This window comes from Streptomyces sp. NPDC034670, from assembly GCF_055574875.1.
Genome location: NZ_JBVITR010000006.1, coordinates 97,722 through 117,385 on the forward strand (window position 1 = coordinate 97,722; position 19,664 = coordinate 117,385).

A 19,664-nucleotide genomic window follows, 5' to 3' on the forward strand; every position below is an offset into this window, starting at 1 on the left:
GACAGCGCCGGACCGGGTCAGCGCCGGCGGCCCCGGCCCCGGCCGCCGCCCTCGTCCCCGTACCGGTCGTCCTCGTGCGGGCCGAGCAGTTCGTCCGCCAGCGTCGGCAGGTCGTCCAGCGGGGTCTCCTCGGCCCAGTCGGGGCGCTGCCGGCGCCGGTCGGGCGCGTCCTCGGAGCCGATCCGGGGCAGCTCGCGCGTGCGGTCCTCCGGCTCCTCCCCCCGCACCGGGGGCAGCACCGCCGTCTCGTCCGCGGCGCCCGGCGGCACGGGCGGCGGCACCGCGGTGCCGCCGGCCGCGTCCGGCACCACCGGCAGCTCCGTCGTCGCCTCGGCGTCGGGTCCCCGGGACCCCCCGGAGTCACGGCCGGCGTCCTCGCCCCCCACCCGGGGCAGCACCGCCGTCTCGTCCACCGGCCCGCCCGACGCGTTCGTCGGCGTCACCACCGGCGTCGGCACGGTCACCGTGTCCTCGGCCCCCGGCCGGGGGGACCGGGACGCGGGGGCGTCCGCGGCCGGCGGGACGCCCGTCGTCCTCGGTCCCGCCTCCGCGGCGGCCGCCGCCCGTTCCGCGAGCCGCCGGGCCTCCTCCGCCCGCAGCAGGGCCTCCTCGGCCTTGCGCTGTTTCTCCAGGCGCAGCGCCTCAGCCTCGGCGCGCAGCCGCGCCTCCTCCTCGGCCTGCTTGCGGCGGCGCTCCTCCTCGGCCTTGCGGCGGGCCTCCTCCTCGGCGCGCGCCTTCTCCTCCGCGAGGAGCCGGCGGCGCTCCTCCTCGGCCCGACGGCGGGCCTCCTCGGCGCGCTGCCGGGCCTCCTCCGCCTGCCGTTCCGCCTCGCGCCGCTGCGCCTCCTCCAGCTCGCGCCGCTTGCGCTCCTCCTCCTCGGCGCGCAGCCGCGCCAGCTGCTCCTGGCGCTCGCGCTCCAGGCGCTCCTCCTCCGCCTTGCGGGCCGCTTCCTCCTCGGCCTTGCGGCGGGCCTCCTCCTCGGCCTTGCGGCGCGCCTCCTCACGGGCCCGGATCTCGGCCTCGGACAGCGGCAGCACCTGGTCCAGCCGGTGCCGGATCACCGTGGTGACGGCCTCCGGCTCCTGGCCGGCGTCGACCACCAGGTACCGGCCCGGGTCGGCCGCGGCCAGGGTGAGGAAGCCGGCCCGCACCCGCGCGTGGAACTCCGCGGGCTCCGACTCCAGCCGGTCCGGCGCCTCGGTGAACCGTTCCCGCGCGGTCTCCGGCGCCACGTCCAGCAGCACCGTCAGGTGCGGGACCAGTCCGTCGGTCGCCCAGCGGTTGATGCGGGCGATCTCGGTCGGCGACAGGTCGCGCCCGGCGCCCTGGTAGGCCACGGAGGAGTCGATGTACCGGTCGGAGATGACGACCGCGCCGCGCTCCAGGGCGGGCCGCACGACGGTGTCGATGTGCTCGGCCCGGTCCGCGGCGTACAGCAGCGCCTCCGCGCGGTGCGACAGGCCGGCGCTGGAGACGTCCAGCAGGATGGAGCGCAGCCGCTTGCCGACCGGCGTCGCCCCGGGTTCGTGGGTGAGCACGACCTCGTGGCCCTTGCCCCGGATCCACTCGGCGAGCGCCTCGGCCTGGGTGGACTTACCGGCCCCGTCGCCGCCCTCCAGGGCGATGAAGAAGCCGGAGGCGGCGGGCGTCTGCTCGGGATCGCCGCCGAGCAGCGCGTCGCGCAGGTCCTGCCGCAGCGGCACCCCGGACCGGTCGTCGACCTTGGCCAGCACCAGCGCGGCCACCGGCAGCAGCAGCGCGCCCACCAGCATCAGCGTGAAGGCGGCGCCGCCGTGCGCGAACACGAACCGGCCGCTCTCCAGCCGGTGCGGTCCGATGCCCGCGGCCACCAGCGGGGCGATCAGCGCGCCGAGCGCCACGAAGACCCGGACGACCGCGTGCAGGTGCTCGGTGGTGCGGACCCGGCGCTGGTCCTCGGTCTCCTGGTCGAGCAGCGCGTGCCCGGTGTGGGCGGCGATGCCCGCGCCGACGCCGGCCAGCACCATGATCAGCAGCACGCTGGTGACGTCCGGCACCAGTCCCGCGGCCAGCAGCGCGACGCCGGTCAGGGCGAGCGCCATCGCGAGCAGCCGGCGCCGGGACAGCGACGGCAGCAGGGAGGGCGCCGTGCGGATGCCGACGACGACCCCGCCGGTCAGCACGCCCGCCATCAGGCCGTAGAGCACGGGGCCGCCGCCGAGGTCCTTGGCGTGCAGCACCGACACGGCGACCGCGGACGCCACCGCGGCGGCGACGGACGCGGACGCGAACACCAGCAGCGGCAGCGCGCCGGTGCGGCCCTTGTCGGCGCCGGCGGCGCTCCTCGGGCGGCGCAGCCCCTCCAGCGGCGACCGCGCGCGGGGGGTGCGCGTGCCGGGCAGTTCCAGGAAGGCCAGCACGGACAGCGACGCGGCGAACAGGCCGGCCGCGACGTACGACGCGAGGGCCGCCTGGTGCGCGGCGAACCAGTCGATCGCCGTGCCCAGCAGGTTGTTGAACAGGCTCGCGACGACGAGCGTGAGGGCCGCGAGCGGTATCGCCACGAAGCCGGTGCGCAGCGACAGGCGGCGCAGCGCGTCCATGGGGGCGGGCAGCGGCCGCACCGTCGCGCCCTCCGGGGGCGGCGCGGGCAGCAGCGCGGGTGCCGCGCTCTCCCGGCACACGGTCCAGAAGCGTTCGGCGACCGAGGCCACGAAGGCGGTGACGAGGAGGGCCGCCAGGGCGTTGCCGGGCGTCCAGTCGATCCACAGCGGCGCCACGATGAGCAGCGCGGCCCGCAGCCCGTCCGCGCCGACCATGGTCCAGCGGCGGTCCAGCGGGCCGTCCGGCGAGGTGAGCGCGGTGAGCGGGCCGAGGAGGACGGCGCCGAACAGCACGGTCGCCAGGACGCGCACCCCGAAAACGGTCGCCACTGCGAACGCCGCGCCCCGGTGGCCGCCGCCGAAGGAACCGGCGGCGATCGCCGCCTGGAGGGCGAGGAGGACCAGCACGAGGAGGGCGAGGACGTCACCGACCCCGCCCACGAGCTGCGCGCTCCACAGTCGTTTCAGCTGCGGTCGGCGCAGCAGGGCGCGGACGGCGCGCTCACGGGAGTCCGCGATCAGGGCGTCGTCTGGGTCCGGCCGGGGGGCCGTAGGCTGCTCGGCTCGCGTCATGCGTTCAGCCTATCGGCCCATACCGGCGGCACGGGGACGACGCGCCTGACATGCACACGCCCCGGCAGCGATGTGCTGCCGGGGCGTTCGCATTGCGAACCCCGGGCGAAGAACCCCGCCGGGTGGCGGACGGATCCCGGGGGCTCAGTCCTCCGCGCCGTTCGAGGCGGTCGCCTTCCCGGCGGCCGTCTTCTTCGCCGCGGTCGCCTTCGCCGCGGTCGTCTTCTTCACGGCCGTCGTCTTCTTCGCCGCGGTCTTCTTGGCGGTCGCCGTCTTCTTCGCCGGGGCCTTCTTGGCCGCCGTCTTCTTGGCGGGGGCCTTCTTCGCGGCCTTCTTGGCGGGGCCCTTGGCGCGCTTCTCGGCGAGCAGCTCGAACCCGCGCTCCGGCGTGATCGTCTCGACGCTGTCGCCGGAGCGCAGGGTCGCGTTGGTCTCGCCGTCGGTGACGTACGGGCCGAAGCGGCCGTCCTTCACCACGACCGGCTTCCCGCTGACCGGGTCGGTGCCCAGCTCCTTCAGCGGCGGCTTGGCGGCCGCCCGGCCCCGCTGCTTGGGCTGGGCGTAGATCGCCAGCGCCTCCTCCAGCGTGATCGTGAAGAGCTGCTCCTCGGACTGCAGCGACCGCGAGTCGGTGCCCTTCTTCAGGTACGGCCCGTAGCGGCCGTTCTGAGCGGTGATCTCCTGGCCCTCGGCGTCGGTGCCGACCACGCGCGGCAGCGACATCAGCCTCAGCGCGTCGTCGAGGGTCACCGTGTCCAGGGACATCGACTTGAAGAGGGAGGCCGTGCGGGGCTTGACCGCGTTCTTGCCGGTCTTCGGGGTGCCCTCGGGGAGGATCTCCGTGACGTACGGGCCGTAGCGGCCCTTCTTGGCGACGATGTCGTGACCGGTGTCCGGGTCGGTGCCCAGGACGCGGTCGCCGCTCGGCTCGGCGAGCAGCTTCTCGGCCAGGTCGAGGGTCAGCTCGTCGGGCGCCAGGTCGGCCGGGATGTCGGCGCGCTGGTGCTGCTCGGTGTCCTTCTCGCCGCGCTCGATGTACGGGCCGTAGCGCCCGACCCGCAGCACGATGCCGTTGCCCACCGGGAACGACGACACCTCGCGCGCGTCGATCGCGCCCAGGTCGGTCACCAGCTCCTTGAGGCCGCCGAGGTGGTCCCCGTCGCCGTTGCCCGCCTCGGCCGCGCCGCCGTTGTGCGAGCCCTCGCCGAAGTAGAACCGCCTCAGCCACGGCACGGCCTGCGCCTCGCCGCGCGCGATGCGGTCGAGGTCGTCCTCCATCTTGGCGGTGAAGTCGTAGTCGACGAGCCGGCCGAAGTGCTTCTCCAGCAGGTTGACCACGGCGAAGGAGAGGAAGGACGGCACCAGGGCCGTGCCCTTCTTGAACACGTAGCCGCGGTCGAGGATCGTGCCGATGATCGACGCGTACGTCGACGGGCGGCCGATCTCGCGCTCCTCCAGCTCCTTGACCAGCGACGCCTCGGTGTAGCGGGCCGGGGGCTTGGTCGCGTGACCGTCGGCCGTGATCTCCTCTGCGGTGAGCGGGTCGCCCTCCGCGACCTGCGGCAGCCGGCGCTCACGGTCGTCGAGCTCGGCGTTCGGGTCGTCGGCGCCCTCGACGTAGGCCTTCAGGAAGCCGTGGAAGGTGATCGTCTTGCCGGACGCGCTGAACTCGACGTCCCGTCCGTCGGCCGCCGTGCCGCCGATCCTCACGGTGACGGAGTTGCCGGTCGCGTCCTTCATCTGCGAGGCGACGGTCCGCTTCCAGATCAGCTCGTACAGCCTGAACTGGTCGCCGGTCAGACCGGTCTCGGCGGGCGTGCGGAAACGGTCGCCCGAGGGGCGGATCGCCTCGTGCGCCTCCTGCGCGTTCTTCACCTTGCCCGCGTAGGTGCGCGGCTGCGGGGGCAGGTAGTCGGCCCCGTACAGCTGCGCGACCTGGGTGCGCGCGGCGGAGATCGCCGTCCCGCTCAGCGTCGTCGAGTCCGTGCGCATGTAGGTGATGTAGCCGTTCTCGTACAGCTTCTGCGCGATCTGCATGGTGGCCTTCGCGCCGAAGCCGAGCTTGCGGCTCGCCTCCTGCTGCAGCGTCGTCGTACGGAACGGGGCGTACGGCGAGCGGCGGTACGGCTTGGACTCGACGGAACGCACGGCGAACCGCGTGTCCTCCAGGGCGGCGGCCAGCGCGCGGGCGTTCGCCTCGTCGAGGTGGAGGGTGTTCGCGCTCTTCAGCCGTCCCAGGGAGTCGAAGTCGCGGCCCTGCGCGACCCGGCGCCCGTCGACGGTCTGGAGGCGGGCGACCAGGGAGGACGGGTCGGACGCGTCCCCGGCGCGGCCGGACGGGGGTCCCCCCGCCGCAGCGAAGCCGGAGGTGGGGGAGAAGGTGCCCGTCAGGTCCCAGTACTCGGCGGAGCGGAACGCGATGCGCTCGCGCTCCCGCTCGACCACGAGCCGCGTGGCGACGGACTGGACCCGGCCGGCGGACAGCCGGGGCATGACCTTCTTCCACAGGACCGGCGAGACCTCGTAGCCGTAGAGGCGGTCGAGGATGCGGCGGGTCTCCTGGGCGTCGACCAGCTTCTGGTTGAGCTGGCGCGGGTTGGCCACGGCCTCGCGGATCGCGTCCTTGGTGATCTCGTGGAACACCATCCGCTTGACCGGGATCTTGGGCTTGAGCACTTCCTGGAGGTGCCAGGCGATGGCCTCGCCCTCGCGGTCCTCATCGGTGGCGAGGAAGAGCTCGTCGGACTCCTTCAGCAGGTCCTTGAGCTTCTTGACCTGGGCCCGCTTGTCCGCGTTGACCACGTAGATCGGCTGGAAGTCGTGGTCGACGTCCACACCGAGGCGGCGCACCTCACCGGTGTACTTCTCCGGCACCTCCGCGGCACCGTTGGGAAGATCGCGAATGTGCCCGACGCTCGCCTCGACGGTGTAGCCAGGGCCGAGATAGCCCTTGATCGTCTTCGCCTTGGCAGGCGACTCGACGATGACGAGTCGGCGGCCGCCCTTCGCGGTCTCGCTGGTCGGGGACAACTTCGCTCTTCTCTCCGGTCGACACTGGGGCCTCCCCAGGCGTTCCTCCCGGGGGTCGGGTCATGGTGACGCTGCGGAGTGTGACGGTACATCCCGCCCCCGTGTCAAACGGGAAAAGCCCGCAACGGCCACTCGAACGGTAACCCGACTCCCCCCGTTCCTGCCGCCCGGAGTGTCCAGTCCTGCCCGTGCTTATGCGGAGCGCTATCTACCGGTTACCCGGGGTCGAAGGGGTCATCCGCTCCTCACAGCCGGGTGAAGCACCATGCGCCGGCGATCAGGAAGGCCACCGCGGCGAGCCCGGCGACGGCGGCCGATGCGACCGGACTCACACCGTGGGCGACGGGGCGCTGCTGCCGCACCCGGGCCGCGGTCCAGGCCAGCAGCCCGCCCCCGAACAGGCAGAACACCAATCCCGCGAAGATCGCCGGTCCGCTCTCCATGGTCCCGCGAGCCCCTCTTCCCCGTCCGCTGGTACCGGTCCGGGGTGACGCTGCCACGCCCGGACGGCGCGCGGGCGAACCGGAGGTGAACGCGGGGGCGGCGGGCCGGTGGCGGGCCGGGGCCGGCCCGGGCCGCCGGTCTCGCCGGCGGAATTCCGGGCCTCCGTGGACCGGCGCGAAACGGACGGCAGCGGAGCGGGGCCGGCCGCCTCGCGCCCCCCGGCCGGCCGTCCCGCGCCCCTCAGCCGGCCGGCTCCAGGAATCCCTGCTCCACCAGCGTCCGGATCTGTGCGGGCGTGCGGTCCCGGAGCAGCACGGGGTCCTCGCCGAGGAGCTGGGCGATGGCGTCCAGGATGCGGCCCGCGCTCATCGTGCCGTCGCACACCCCCGCGAAGCCCGCGCCGACCGTGTCCACCTCGGTGGCCCGGCGCATCCCGCGGTTCTGACGCAGCACGATGTGCTCCGGGTCCTCGGCTCCGGGCAGCCCGACCTGTTCCTGGACGACCTCCGCGGCCAGCCTGAAGCGCGTCTCGAGCAACGCCGCGTCGTCGTGGGACCGCAGGTGGCCGATCCGGTCGAAGTGCGCCCGGACCGTCTCGCCGAGCGGCTGCTCCACCGGGTGCGGCCATTCCTCGACCGTGACCGACGGCACCGCGGCGCCGGACCTGCGCAGGGTGATCCAGCCGAAGCCGACCGCCCTCACCTTGCGCGCCTCGAACTCCTCCAGCCACGCGTCGTACCGCGCCCGGTACTCGGCCGCGTCCCCGCGGTGGTCGCCCGCGTCCCGCAGCCACAGCTCGGCGTACTGGGTGACGTCCTGCACCTCGCGCTGCACGATCCAGGCGTCGCACCCGCGGGGCACCCACGCCCTGACCCTGTCCTGCCAGTCCTCCCCCTCGACGTGCTGCCAGTTGGCGAGGAACTGCGCGAATCCGCCCTCGTTGAGCCGTTCCCCCGCCTCCTGGACGAGCGTGCGGCACAGGTCGTCCCCGCCCATCCCGCCGTCGCGGTAGGTGAGCCGCGCGCCCGGCGAGATCACGAAGGGCGGGTTGGACACGATCAGGTCGTACGTCTCGTCGTCCCGCAGCGGCGCGAACAGCGAACCCTCGCGCAGATCCGCGGCCGGGACCCCGGAGAGGGCCAGGGTGAGCGCGGCGATGCGCAGCGCGCGCGGGTTGACGTCGGTGGCCGTCACGCGCGTGGCGTGCCGGGTGGCGTGCAGCGCCTGGATGCCGGAGCCGGTGCCGAGGTCGAGCGCGGAGGACACGGGCGTGCGGACGGTGATGCCGGCCAGGGTCGTGGACGCCCCGCCGACGCCGAGGACGACCCCCTCGGCGCGGCCGCCGATGCCGCCGGCGCCGCCCACCGCGCACCCCGGGTCGGAGACGACGAACCAGTCCTCACCGGCCGGCCCGCCGTACGGCCGCACGTCCACGGTCGCGGCGAGCCCGTCCGCGCCGGCCGGCGTCAGCCACCCGTGCTCCAGGCAGGCGTCCACGGGCAGCACGCCGGCCACCCGTGCGCGCGGCACGGACCGCTGCAGCAGGAACAGCCGTACGAGCGCCTCCAGCGGCGTGTCCCCGCGGGTGGCCCGGAGGGCGGGCACGGTCTCGCCGCGGGCCAGCGCCGCGTACGCGGGGGCACCGAGCAGGTCGAGCAGCCCGTCGGCGGTGAAGGAGGCTCCGAGCAGCGCGTCCCGCAACCGGGCGGCGGTGTCGGGACGGTCGGACGAGGGCAGGGGAGGCAGGCCGGCGTTACTCACGCCCCCATTGTGGCCGCCGTCCCCGGTCCGCGCGTGCCGCGGTCGCGCCGGCCGCCGCGGGGGTCAGCTCTCCGCGGCCGGCGCCGAAGCGGTGACCGTCCTGCAGCTGGCCTGCCGCGACATCGCCGCGCCGACCTCGCCCTCCTCCAGTTCGTTGAGGGCGTCGTTGCCGCTCTTGCTCAGCTTGTCCAGCTCGGTGGCGATGTCCTTCAGACCGTCGGCGAACTTCGCCTGGTCCTCGGTGTCGAGGCCGTCGACCTGCTTCTTCAGGGAGGCGTACGACGCGGAGATGCCGTTGAGCTCCTTCACCGCGTTCGTCAGTTTCTGCTCGCCGTTCTCGACGTCCGGCGCCCCGGCCCCGTTCACGGCCGTGCCGATCGCCTTGTAGGCGTCGGACATGTCCTGGAACGCCTTCGAGTCGGCCTTCTGGACCTGCTCCGGCGTGCTGTTGTCCGAGGTCTCCTTCTGGATCGCGGCGTTGGCCGCCTCGATCTTCCTGGCCTGCGGCTGCACCGCGTCGCAGACCTCCTTCGCCCAGGCGTCCAGCTTCTCGTCGCCGTCGCCGCCGCCGCATCCCGTCAGCGCCAGTACCAGTACCGCACCGCCGGACAGTGCGGCCGCGAGCTTCTTGTTCACCGGTTTGGTCCCTTCCGTGGCTCTCGGCCCCGGAACATACACGCCGGAGGAACTCCGGACGGACGTCACCCACCCGCCGTAAGCCCGTCAAGCCCCTTTTGAATCCATTTGCACCAAGCGAGAGAAGACTCACGCACGAGGTGCCGCGAAGGGCGGGCGGACACCGCGCCAAGACGCGGCGCCCGCCCGGGCGTTGACCCGTCCTTCACCGGCGGTTCCTAGGAGACCACCGCCGCGTCGGGCGACTTGGGCTCCGGTTCGGAGTCGTCCTCGTCCCCCACGGCGATACCGCGCCGCTTGGACACGTACACCGCGCCGACGATCACCACCAGCGCGAGGACCGCGATCAGCACCCGCATCCCGACGCTCCGGTCGGCGCCGTAGGAGAACTTGATGACCGCGGGCGCGATGAGCAGCGCCACCAGGTTCATCACCTTCAGCAGGGGGTTGATCGCGGGGCCGGCGGTGTCCTTGAAGGGGTCGCCGACGGTGTCGCCGATCACGGTGGCCGCATGGGCCTCGCTGCCCTTGCCGCCGTGGTGCCCGTCCTCGACGAGTTTCTTCGCATTGTCCCAGGCGCCACCGGAGTTGGCGAGGAACACCGCCATCAGCGTGCCCGCGCCGATCGCGCCCGCGAGGAACGCGCCCAGGGCCCCGACGCCGAGCGTGAACCCGACGAAGATCGGCGCCATCACGGCGAGCAGACCCGGTGTGGCGAGTTCGCGCAGGGCGTCCCTGGTGCAGATGTCGACGACCTTGCCGTACTCCGGCTTCTCGCTGTAGTCCATGATCCCGGGCTTCTCGCGGAACTGCCGCCGCACCTCGAAGACCACCGAACCGGCCGACCGCGACACCGCGTTGATCGCCAGGCCGGAGAACAGGAAGACGACCGCCGCGCCCGCGATCAGCCCGACGAGGTTGTTGGGCTGCGAGATGTCCATCATCAGACTCAGCGGTGCGCCCTCGCCGCTGAGCCGCTCGCCCACCTCCCTCGCGCCACTGGTGATGGCGTCCCGGTAGGAGCCGAACAGCGCCGCCGCGGCCAGCACCGCCGTGGCGATGGCGATGCCCTTGGTGATGGCCTTGGTGGTGTTGCCGACCGCGTCCAGGTCGGTGAGCACCTGGGCGCCCGCGCCCTCGACGTCGCCGGACATCTCGGCGATGCCCTGCGCGTTGTCGGAGACCGGCCCGAAGGTGTCCATCGCGACGATCACACCGACCGTGGTGAGCAGGCCGGTGCCGGCCAGTGCCACCGCGAACAGCGCCAGCATGATCGACGTACCGCCGAGCAGGAACGCCCCGTAGACGCCGAGACCGATCAGCAGGGCGGTGTAGACGGCGGACTCGAGACCGATGGAGATACCGGCGAGGACGACGGTGGCCGGACCGGTGAGGGAGGTCCTGCCGATGTCCTTCACCGGGCGCCGGGTCGTCTCGGTGAAGTAGCCGGTGAGCTGCTGGATGAGGGCGGCGAGCACGATGCCGATGGCCACCGCGACGAGCGCGAGGATCCGCGGATCGCCCTCCTTGCCCCGGATCGCCGCGTCGGTGACGCCGTCGAGGGCCGCGTAGGACGACGGCAGGTAGGTGAACACCGCGAGCGCGACCAGCGCCAGCGAGACCACCGCGGAGATGAAGAACCCGCGGTTGATCGCGCTCATGCCGCTGCGGTCGGCGCGCCTCGGCGCCACCGCGAAGATGCCGATCATCGCGGTGAGGACGCCGATCGCCGGCACCAGCAGCGGGAAGGCGAGCCCCGCGTCGCCGAACGCCGCCGAACCCAGGATCAGCGCGGCCACCAGGGTCACGGCGTACGACTCGAAGAGGTCGGCCGCCATGCCCGCGCAGTCGCCGACGTTGTCGCCCACGTTGTCGGCGATGGTCGCGGCATTGCGCGGATCGTCCTCCGGGATGCCCTGTTCGACCTTGCCGACCAGGTCGGCGCCGACGTCGGCGGCCTTGGTGAAGATGCCGCCGCCGACCCTCATGAACATCGCGATCAGCGCGGCCCCGAGCCCGAACCCCTCGAGCACCTTCGGCGCGTCGGCCGCGTACACCAGCACCACGCAGGAGGCGCCCAGCAGACCGAGGCCGACGGTGAACATGCCGACGACGCCGCCCGTGCGAAAAGCGATCTTCATCGCTCTGTGCGATACCGCGGTGAGATCCTTTTCCGGCTCGCCCGCGGCCGGAGTGGCCTCGCGCGCCGCCGCGGCGACCCGCACATTACTGCGCACCGCGAGCCACATGCCGATATAGCCGGTGGCCGCCGAGAACGCCGCTCCGATCAAGAAGAACACCGACCGTCCGGCACGCTGACCCCAGTCGTCCGCGGGCAGCAGCATGAGCAGGAAGAACACGACGACGGCGAAGACGCCGAGCGTGCGCAATTGACGGGCCAGATAGGCGTTCGCGCCCTCCTGGACCGCCGCCGCGATCTTCTTCATGCCGTCGGTGCCCTCGCCGGCCGCGAGCACCTGGCGCACCAGGACCCCCGCGACCACCAGGGCCGCCAGTGCCACGACGCCGATGACCACCACGAGCAGGCGGTTGTCGTCGGTCAGCACGGCGGCTGCGAGGGATGTGGGTTGACCCGACTCATAGGAGATGGAAAGCCCCGCCATTCGTCCTCCTTGACGCTTGGGCTGAGCTCAAGATGTGGACGGGATTGTAGGTACCGGAACCTGATCAAAACAGAGCGCGTGAAATGTAAATGTCTTGCACTCACCTTTCACCCGGAGATCTCCGGGCGTCCGGGAGTCCGAATCGGTAATGCCTCTGACGCATTCACGTGATCGCACTTCCGCGGCGCGGTTGATCGTGAATGAATTCACTGGATCATGCGCACGAGACCACTGTAAGCGCGGGCCCCGGCGGCCGCACACGACGAAGGGCCCCACGGGTGGGGCCCTTCGTGAGGAAAAGCGCTGTTCGGGTGAGCCGGATCAGCCCGAGAGAGCGGCCGGCGGCGTGAGGGGCCACTTCATGCGGATCGATCCGCCGCCCTCCCCGGCACTCACCTCCACGTCGTCGACGAGGCCGCTGATGACCGCGAGGCCCATCTCGTCCTCCTCGATCTCGACGTCCGCGTCGCCGGGTCCGTCACCGGGCCCGCCGGGGACCGCGTGGGGCGCCTCGTCGCCGACCTCGATGGAGAACTGCTTCTCCTCCTCGGTCAGCAGCACCCTCACGGGCGCCGAGATCCCGACGTTGCGGTGCAGTCCCACGGCCCGTGTGCACGCCTCACCGACGGCGAGCCTGACCTCGTCGAGGACGGCCTCGTCCACTCCGGCCCTGCGCGCCACCGCCGCCGCCACGAGCCGGGCGGTCCTGACGTGTTCGGGCAGCGCGCTGAAGCGGAGCTCGACGGTGGCCATGCATCCCCCTCGCAGGTACGGGCGTGCTGTGGAGGGGCCGGGCCGCCGAAGAGCCCGGCCCCCCTGGTGCTTCACTTCTGCCGCCCGGGCGCGCCGGCCCGGGACCGGTGATCAGTCGGTGGCCGCCACCGCTTCCTCGACCGAGGTGTGGATCGGGAACACCTTGGTGAGGCCGGTGATACGGAAGATCTTGAGAATGCGCTCCTGGTTGCAGACCAGGCGCAGCGAGCCCTCATGGGCACGGACGCGCTTCAGGCCGCCGACCAGCACGCCGAGACCGGTGGAGTCGAGGAAGTCCACACCCTCCATGTCGACGACAAGGTGGAAACTGCCGTCGTTCACCAGCTCGACCAGCTGCTCGCGCAGCTTGGGCGCGGTATATACGTCGATTTCGCCACCGACCCTGACGATCGTGCGATCGCCCATGGTCTCGGTCGACAGGGACAGGTCCACGGATCCTCCAGCACCTAGCTATCGAGCGGTCGCCCTTGGGGCATTTCGGCTCAGCCCCCGGGACGGTTCGCCAGCCGCGATGGCATTCAATCACTTACCGGCAGGCGTGCACGACGCCTTGGCCCCATTGTCCGTCACGCCGGTGACACACTCGGTGCCGATGGCCAAGAATCACCGATCCGATCGATCCCCGGCGGACACCGTGTCCGGCCCCGCGCCGGGCGCTGTCCTGGACCGGCTCGCGTCCGGACCGAGCCGGGCTTCGCGCATCACTCATACGGAGCACTTGCCCCCGCGTGCGGGTCGCCATGCCGTCTGGCCGGACCGGATCCGCGCGGAGGTCGTCGCCGCCGTGCGGGCCGCGGGGATCGGCCGCCCCTGGGCCCACCAGGCACGCGCCGCCGAGCACGCCCTGGACGGCGAGTCGGTCGTGGTCGCCACCGGCACGGCCTCCGGCAAGTCCCTGGCGTACCTCGCACCGGTCCTGTCGACGCTCCTGGACGGCGCCGAGGCCCCGAACGGGCGGGGCACGACCGCCCTCTACCTCGCCCCCACCAAGGCGCTCGCGGCGGACCAGTGCCGGTCCGTGAAGGAACTTTCACATCCGCTGGGCCATTCGGTGCGTGCGGCGGTCTACGACGGCGACACTCCGTTCGAGGAACGCGAGTGGATCCGCCAGTACGCCAACTACGTGCTGACCAACCCGGACATGCTGCACCGGGGCGTCCTGCCGTCCCACCCCCGCTGGTCCTCCTTCCTCAAGTCGCTGCGGTACGTCGTCGTCGACGAGTGCCACACCTACCGGGGCGTCTTCGGCTCGCACGTCGCCCAGGTGCTGCGCCGGCTGCGCCGGCTCTGTGCCCGCTACGGGTCCTCGCCGGTGTTCCTGCTGGCCTCCGCGACCGCCGCCGAACCCGCGGTCGCCGCCCGCCGGCTCACCGGCCTGCCGGTGGTCGAGGTGGCCGACGACGCCTCACCCCGCGGTGAACTGGTGTTCGCCCTCTGGGAGCCGCCCCTGACCGAGCTGCACGGCGAACGGGGCGCGCCCGTCCGCCGCACCGCCACCGCCGAGGCCGCCGACCTGCTGACCGACCTCACCGTGCAGGGCGTCCGCTCGGTGGCCTTCGTCCGCTCCCGGCGCGGCGCCGAGCTGATCTCCGTGATCGCCCAGGAACGCCTCGCCGAGGTCGACCGCTCCCTGGTCCGGCGGGTCGCGGCGTACCGCGGCGGCTACCTCCCCGAGGAGCGCCGCGCCCTGGAACGGGCCCTGCACTCCGGCGAGCTCCTCGGCCTGGCCGCGACCAACGCGCTGGAGCTCGGCGTGGACGTCTCCGGCCTGGACGCCGTGGTGATCGCCGGGTACCCGGGCACCCGGGCCTCCCTGTGGCAGCAGGCGGGCCGCGCGGGGCGGTCCGGACAGGGCGCCCTCGCCGTCCTGGTCGCCCGCGACGATCCACTGGACACCTTCCTCGTCCACCACCCCGAGGCCCTGTTCGACCAGCCCGTGGAGTCCACCGTCCTCGACCCCGACAACCCCTACGTGCTCGCCCCCCACCTGTGCGCGGCGGCCGAGGAGCTGCCGCTGACGGACGAGGACCTCGACCTGTTCGGTCCGGCCGCCGGGGAACTCCTCCCGCAGCTGGAGGCCGCGAAGCTGCTCCGCCGCCGGACCAGGGCCTGGCACTGGACCCGCCGGGAGCGGGCCGCCGACCTCACCGACATCCGCGGCCAGGGCGGCCGGCCGGTCCAGGTCGTCGAGGCCGGCACCGGCCGGCTGCTCGGCACGGTCGACGCGGGCGCCGCCCACACGAGCGTCCACGAGGGCGCGGTCCACCTGCACCAGGGCCGCACCTACCTCGTCCGGTCCCTCGACCTGGAGGACTCCGTCGCCCTGGTCGAGCGGGCGAGCCCGACGTACACGACGGTCGCCCGCGACACGACGTCGATCTCCGTGCTGGAGACGGACACCGAGGTCCCGTGGGGCGACGGCCGCCTGTGCTACGGCTCCGTCGAGGTCACCAACCAGGTGGTCTCCTTCCTGCGCCGGCGTGCCGTCACCGGTGAGGTCCTGGGCGAGACGAAGCTCGACCTCCCTCCCCGTACGCTGCGCACCCGCGCGGTGTGGTGGACGGTCACCGAGGACCAGCTGGACCGGGCCCGGATCGGCCCGGAGATCCTCGGTGGTGCCCTGCACGCCGCCGAGCACGCGTCGATCGGCATGCTGCCGCTCTTCGCGACCTGCGACCGCTGGGACATCGGCGGCGTCTCGGTCCCCCTCCACCCCGACACGCTGCTGCCCACCGTCTTCGTCTACGACGGTCACCCGGGGGGCGCGGGCTTCGCGGAGCGCGCCTTCCGCACCGCCCGCGCCTGGCTCACCGCCACCCGCCAGGCCATCGCCTCCTGCGAGTGCGAGGCCGGCTGCCCGTCCTGCATCCAGTCCCCCAAGTGCGGCAACGGCAACGACCCCCTGCACAAACGGGGCGCGGTGCGGCTGCTCACGGTGCTGCTGGAGGGGGCGCCGGCCGGGGCGGGGCCCGCGGCGGCGCCGGAACCGGGACCGACGGGGCGACCGGAACCGGGGCGAACTCCGGGCCCCGGACCGGAGCCGGTCCCGGATCCGGAGCCGGGACCGGACGCGGAGGTTCCGCCGGCCCCGGAGGGCCCGCCCGCGCCCTGACCTCCGCCGTGAACGGGCCCCGGCCCGACGCCACCGACACGTCCGAGACCTCGCCGGCGACCGCGCACCGCACGAGCCGCGTGCCCTGTGCCCGGGCCACCCGGTCCGCCCGGGCACAGGCGGCCGTGCCGCCCCGCATCCAGTGCTCCGCCGCCGCGAGCGCCGCGAGGTCCGCGCCCCCGGCCGCGCGGTGCCGGACCACCACCGCGTGCCCGAGGGCCAGGACGACGCCGAAGACGACACCCAGCACGGCGATCGCCCCGACGCTCCAGACGGTCGCGGACCCCCGGTCTGCGGAGTCCCGCCCGGACCGGTGACCGGGGCCCGCGCCGGGCCGCCGCGCGGTCCGGCCGCACCGGGTGCCCCGGCCGGGGCACCGGCCGTCCCCGGGCCGCCGCACCCGGTGCGCGGGGCTCATGTCCCCGCCCCCGCCGTCTCCTCCACCGCCGCCACGGCCTCCTCCCGCACGTCGAAGGGCAGCCCGCCCAGCAGCGGGGGCCTGGCCACGACGACCACCCGGACGTGCCCGGCGCCCCTGCTCACCGTGACCTCCGCGCCGGACGGCGCCGCCTCGCGGGCCAGCCGGGCGACCGCGTCGGGCGGGTCCTGCCGGGCCGCCGCGCGAGCGCCCGTGCGGGCCGCGTCCACGCACCAACACGGACTTCCAACCTTCCGAGTCAGACAGGAAGGCAGACAGACCGTGGAACTCACCTGGCACAAGAACGCGGCCGGTAGCTACTTCGCCACCAACGCCAACGGGCAGCGCATCGCCACGGCGCGCAAGGATGGCAGCGCGTGGACCGGGACCGTCGTCGGTCTCGGCTTCACCTTCGGCGGCCGTCGCCTGGCCGACGTGAAGGAGCTGGCCGCCCGGCACGTCGAGCGGATCTACGGCACCGGAGAGTGGACCCTCTTCCGCGCCGAAGAGCTCACGCCGGGCATGGTCGTGACGACCGACACCATGCGCGAAGAGCGGGAGATCGTCTCCGTGTCCGTCGACACGGACTCGCAGACGGTTGACGTCGAGCTCACGTCGGAGAGTGCGCAGCGACTCGGCTTCACCCTTGACGGCACGTACGCCGTGGGCGAGTACGTTCGCGTAAGGGCCGTGGCGACGGAGAGCGTCCGGACTGATGAGCTGGCCGAGGGAGACGTTCTCCACTTCGCCGACGGTCAGGCCACCGTGACGCGCTTGGAGCGGGTGGCGTCCAGCCTTCCGCAGTACCGGGTGTGCTACGCCTTCCGAGCCCTGAACGGCTCGGCTGCACAGTGCGCCGTGACGGTCTACCCCGGCACTCGCTTCGAGCGCACGGCCAAGCCTGCCGTGGAGGTTCCCGAGCCGAAGGCTTCCCCTGCCGTGTCCGGCGCAGACGCCTTCGAAGCCACGTTTACCGAGCCGATCCGTGCCGAGAACGTGTCGGCCGGTGACCTGCTGATGTCGAAGAACGGCGTGGTCGAGGAGGTGACCGAGGGTGCCGTGATCCTGCGGGACGGCTGGCAGGCGGGGGGCGTGCGCTACGGCTTCCGCACCCTGTCCGAGTCTCCGTGCAGGGGTGGCCGGGTGACCCTGCCTGTCGGCACGGTTCTGCACCGGATCGTGGAGCAGCCCGAGCCGCTGGCCGAGGGCGAGACTCGGGCGAAGGACGTGCGCCCCGGTGACGTACTGGTGGTCGACGCTGGCACGCTCACGGTTGCCGACGTGCAGCCGCTCGACGCGAAGAGCGTCCGTATCCGCTTCACCAACGGCCACAGCATGGGTCGCGGACGTACCGAGGGTGTGCGCATCCTGCCTGCCGAGCAGGCCGAGACCGTGCCGGTCGAAGCGTTCTACGTGTCGGCCGGTGACCGGCTGGCCGTCGCGGACGGCGCGACCCTGACGGTTGCCGCCGTGGGCAGGGGTGACCGTGCGGGCCGTCTGCGGCTCGACCTGACCAACGGCACGTCTCGCCACTTCTGGAGTGACGAAGAGGTGCGGGTGATCCCGGCCGAGCAGGACGGCACCCCGGCCGACACGGACGCCGAGCCCTCTCCCCTGGTCGGCTTCCAGCGGATCAACGTGCAGCCGTTCCGGGCGTACGTCGACAGGAACACCGGTACCGGCCTGCTGCTCTCCCCTTCGCCTGCCGATGACCTGACCCTGACCGAGGGCGGGGCGACCCTTCACGAGTCCCTGTTCCCCGGTGCAGTCGACCGCCTGTCCGCCCTCGGGGTGGAGCTGATGGAGGAGGACGACGGCACACCCCTCGAAGAGGGGGCGACGGTCGACGGCCGGAAGGTCTTCAACCTGTTCATCCCTACGCCGGTCCACTCCGACCCTGCCTCGGAGGAAGTCGCCGCCTCCCTGTCCATCCTTCGGGCCGCCGCTGGCCTGTGACGTTCGGCGTCACACCGGGGCGGCCTCCCATGGCCGCCCCTCCCTCGGTCACCATCGATACGCAAGACAGGAGAAACGGGCACATGGCAAGGGTTCTGGTCGTCACGCGACTGAGCAGGGACAGCGAAGCGTCAACGGCCATCGAGCGGCAGACGGATCACGTCACGGACTGGGCAACCCGTGAGGGTCACGATGTAGTGGCCATCGTGGAGGACTCCGAGGTCTCCGGCATGACGGCCCCGTGGGACCGCCCCGAGCTGGGCAAGTGGCTCCCCGACCTGCACGAGCAGGGAAACAAGCGCTACGCCAAGCCGCACCGCGCCGACGACTTCGACATCATCGCCGGGTACCGGCTCGACCGGATCTCGCGCCGCGTGACCCACACGGCAACCCTGGTCGAGTGGGCGAAGGAGGCTGGCAAGGTCATCGCCTCCACGTCCGAGGGCATCACGTCGGACAACACCGCCGGTCAGCTCATGTTCTCGATCATCGCCACGATGGCTCAGGCCGAGTGGGAGGCGATCGCCGAGCGAATCCGCGGAAGCCGCGCCCACCTTGCGCGCGTCGGCCGCTGGCCGGGCGGCATCCCGCCCTTCGGGTACATGCCGGCCGACGCCCCGGACGGCAAGGGGCGCATCCTCGTTCCGGACGAAGAGGGAGAGCAGGCGACGGCTCCCGCCGTGCGTGAGATGTGCCGCCGCATCCTTGCCGGTGAGTCGGCAACGACGGTCGCGCGCTGGCTGCACGAGCAGGGCATCCCTACGCCTCGGGACGCTCACCGGCTGCGGGAAGGCAAGCCGACGAAGGGCGGCAAGTGGAGTAACAAGCGAGTCATCGAGTTGCTGCGCTCGGAAGTGATCCTTGGCCACTCGTACGCGCTGGAGGAGTGGACGACTCCCGAGGGAGAGAAGTGCAGCCGGTACAAGGTCGTCCGCGATCAGGACGGCATGCCGATCCAGCGGGCCGAGCCCTTGATCACTCAGGAGCTGTTCGGGCGCGTTCAGGAACAGCTCGACGCGAACGGCTTCCAGCGGGAGCGCGTTCGGCATGACCGGGCACTCCTGCTGCACGTCGCCTACTGCCACTGCGGAGCGAAGCTGTACCGGAACCCCGTCCGGAAGAAGGTCAAGGCGTACTACCGGTGCTCGACCCTGCCTGCCGCCGGTCACTCCTGCGGCTCCAAGCCGATCTCCGGGGAAGTCCTGGAGAGTGTCGTCAGTGACTGGCTGCTGACCACGATCGGGCGCGTCGAGATCGTTCGGCGGGAGTTCGTCCCCGGCTTCAACAACGATGCCGAGATCGCTTCCATCGATCGGGCGATGGCCGACCTGATGGACGACCGAGAGGCGGGCATGTTCTCGACCGAGCGAGGCAAGGCCGACTTCCGGGAGCGCTACGCGCGGCTCGAAGCGAAGCGGGAACAGCTCGCCAGCATGCCGAGCGTCCCGGACTCCTGGCGGGAAGTGCCGACCGGCGAGACCTACGCCGAGATGTGGTCGCGACTGGAAACGTCGGCCGAGAAGAACCGAGAGCTTGTCGCCGCTGGCATACGGGTCATCGTCCACCCCGAAGACCTTCCGCCCCGCCTACCGCTTGTGGAGTTCGGGCAGACCGATGGCGACGTGACGAAGCACGTCGGCAGGGTGGCGCTGACTCGGCCGATCCTGCTCGGCGAGTGGGCGAAGGGCCGAGCCGCGTAGCGGAGAGTCGCAGCCGGCATATCTGACAGTGATCAACGACAGGGCACCCCTTCG

The 19,664-nt window shown here is 72.5% G+C and carries 11 protein-coding genes and 2 pseudogenes; 3 read left to right on the forward strand and 10 right to left on the reverse strand.

Going from position 1 to position 19,664, the window contains the following annotated elements:
- Nucleotides 1-17: 17 nt before the first annotated feature.
- From tmk to bldG, 8 genes are all read right to left on the reverse strand, one after another.
- Nucleotides 18-3,155, reverse strand: a complete 3,138-nt coding sequence (gene tmk / locus ACZ56B_RS06555; protein WP_468786922.1) for a dTMP kinase — start codon at nucleotides 3,153-3,155, stop codon at nucleotides 18-20.
- Nucleotides 3,156-3,299: 144 nt separating this feature from the next.
- Nucleotides 3,300-6,185, reverse strand: coding sequence for a type I DNA topoisomerase (topA, locus tag ACZ56B_RS06560; RefSeq protein WP_468786924.1), 2,886 nt, complete (start codon nucleotides 6,183-6,185; stop codon nucleotides 3,300-3,302).
- Nucleotides 6,186-6,430: 245 nt separating this feature from the next.
- Complete coding sequence (locus tag ACZ56B_RS06565) at nucleotides 6,431-6,628, reverse strand: hypothetical protein (RefSeq protein ID WP_468786926.1); 198 nt, start codon at nucleotides 6,626-6,628, stop codon at nucleotides 6,431-6,433.
- A 241-nt stretch (nucleotides 6,629-6,869) separates the two neighbouring features.
- The gene (locus ACZ56B_RS06570) at nucleotides 6,870-8,390 is read right to left on the reverse strand and encodes a DUF7059 domain-containing protein (protein WP_468786928.1); all 1,521 of its coding nucleotides are present in this window, start codon (nucleotides 8,388-8,390) and stop codon (nucleotides 6,870-6,872) included.
- 63 nt (nucleotides 8,391-8,453) lie between these two features.
- Nucleotides 8,454-9,026 (reverse strand): small secreted protein, encoded by a 573-nt coding sequence (locus tag ACZ56B_RS06575; RefSeq protein WP_468786930.1) that lies wholly within the window; start codon nucleotides 9,024-9,026, stop codon nucleotides 8,454-8,456.
- A gap of 218 nt (nucleotides 9,027-9,244) precedes the next feature.
- On the reverse strand, nucleotides 9,245-11,650 hold the full coding sequence (locus ACZ56B_RS06580; RefSeq protein ID WP_468786932.1) for a sodium-translocating pyrophosphatase: 2,406 nt from the start codon (nucleotides 11,648-11,650) through the stop codon (nucleotides 9,245-9,247).
- 321 nt (nucleotides 11,651-11,971) lie between these two features.
- Nucleotides 11,972-12,403, reverse strand: a complete 432-nt coding sequence (locus ACZ56B_RS06585; protein WP_468786934.1) for an ATP-binding protein — start codon at nucleotides 12,401-12,403, stop codon at nucleotides 11,972-11,974.
- Nucleotides 12,404-12,514: 111 nt separating this feature from the next.
- Nucleotides 12,515-12,856, reverse strand: a complete 342-nt coding sequence (gene bldG, locus ACZ56B_RS06590) for an anti-sigma factor antagonist BldG (protein WP_003991900.1) — start codon at nucleotides 12,854-12,856, stop codon at nucleotides 12,515-12,517.
- Nucleotides 12,857-12,935: 79 nt separating this feature from the next.
- Here bldG and ACZ56B_RS06595 point away from each other — a divergent pair, with 79 nt between their 5' ends.
- A complete protein-coding gene (locus tag ACZ56B_RS06595; protein WP_468786937.1) occupies nucleotides 12,936-15,536 on the forward strand; it encodes a DEAD/DEAH box helicase in 2,601 nt (866 codons plus the stop codon).
- On the opposite strand, the pseudogene ACZ56B_RS06600 reads toward ACZ56B_RS06595, so the two are convergent.
- Both ACZ56B_RS06600 and ACZ56B_RS06605 read right to left on the reverse strand, forming a co-directional pair.
- A pseudogene (locus ACZ56B_RS06600) lies at nucleotides 15,478-15,834 on the reverse strand (Rv3654c family TadE-like protein); the annotation flags it as partial. The gene ACZ56B_RS06595 and the pseudogene ACZ56B_RS06600 overlap by 59 nt on opposite strands.
- A gap of 116 nt (nucleotides 15,835-15,950) precedes the next feature.
- Nucleotides 15,951-16,190, reverse strand: a pseudogene (locus ACZ56B_RS06605) (TadE family type IV pilus minor pilin); the annotation flags it as partial.
- 46 nt (nucleotides 16,191-16,236) lie between these two features.
- Here ACZ56B_RS06605 and ACZ56B_RS06610 point away from each other — a divergent pair.
- A complete protein-coding gene (locus tag ACZ56B_RS06610; RefSeq protein ID WP_468786939.1) occupies nucleotides 16,237-17,910 on the forward strand; it encodes a hypothetical protein in 1,674 nt (557 codons plus the stop codon).
- Nucleotides 17,911-17,993: 83 nt separating this feature from the next.
- The gene (locus ACZ56B_RS06615) at nucleotides 17,994-19,610 is read left to right on the forward strand and encodes a recombinase family protein (protein ID WP_468786941.1); all 1,617 of its coding nucleotides are present in this window, start codon (nucleotides 17,994-17,996) and stop codon (nucleotides 19,608-19,610) included.
- Nucleotides 19,611-19,664 lie beyond the last annotated feature (54 nt).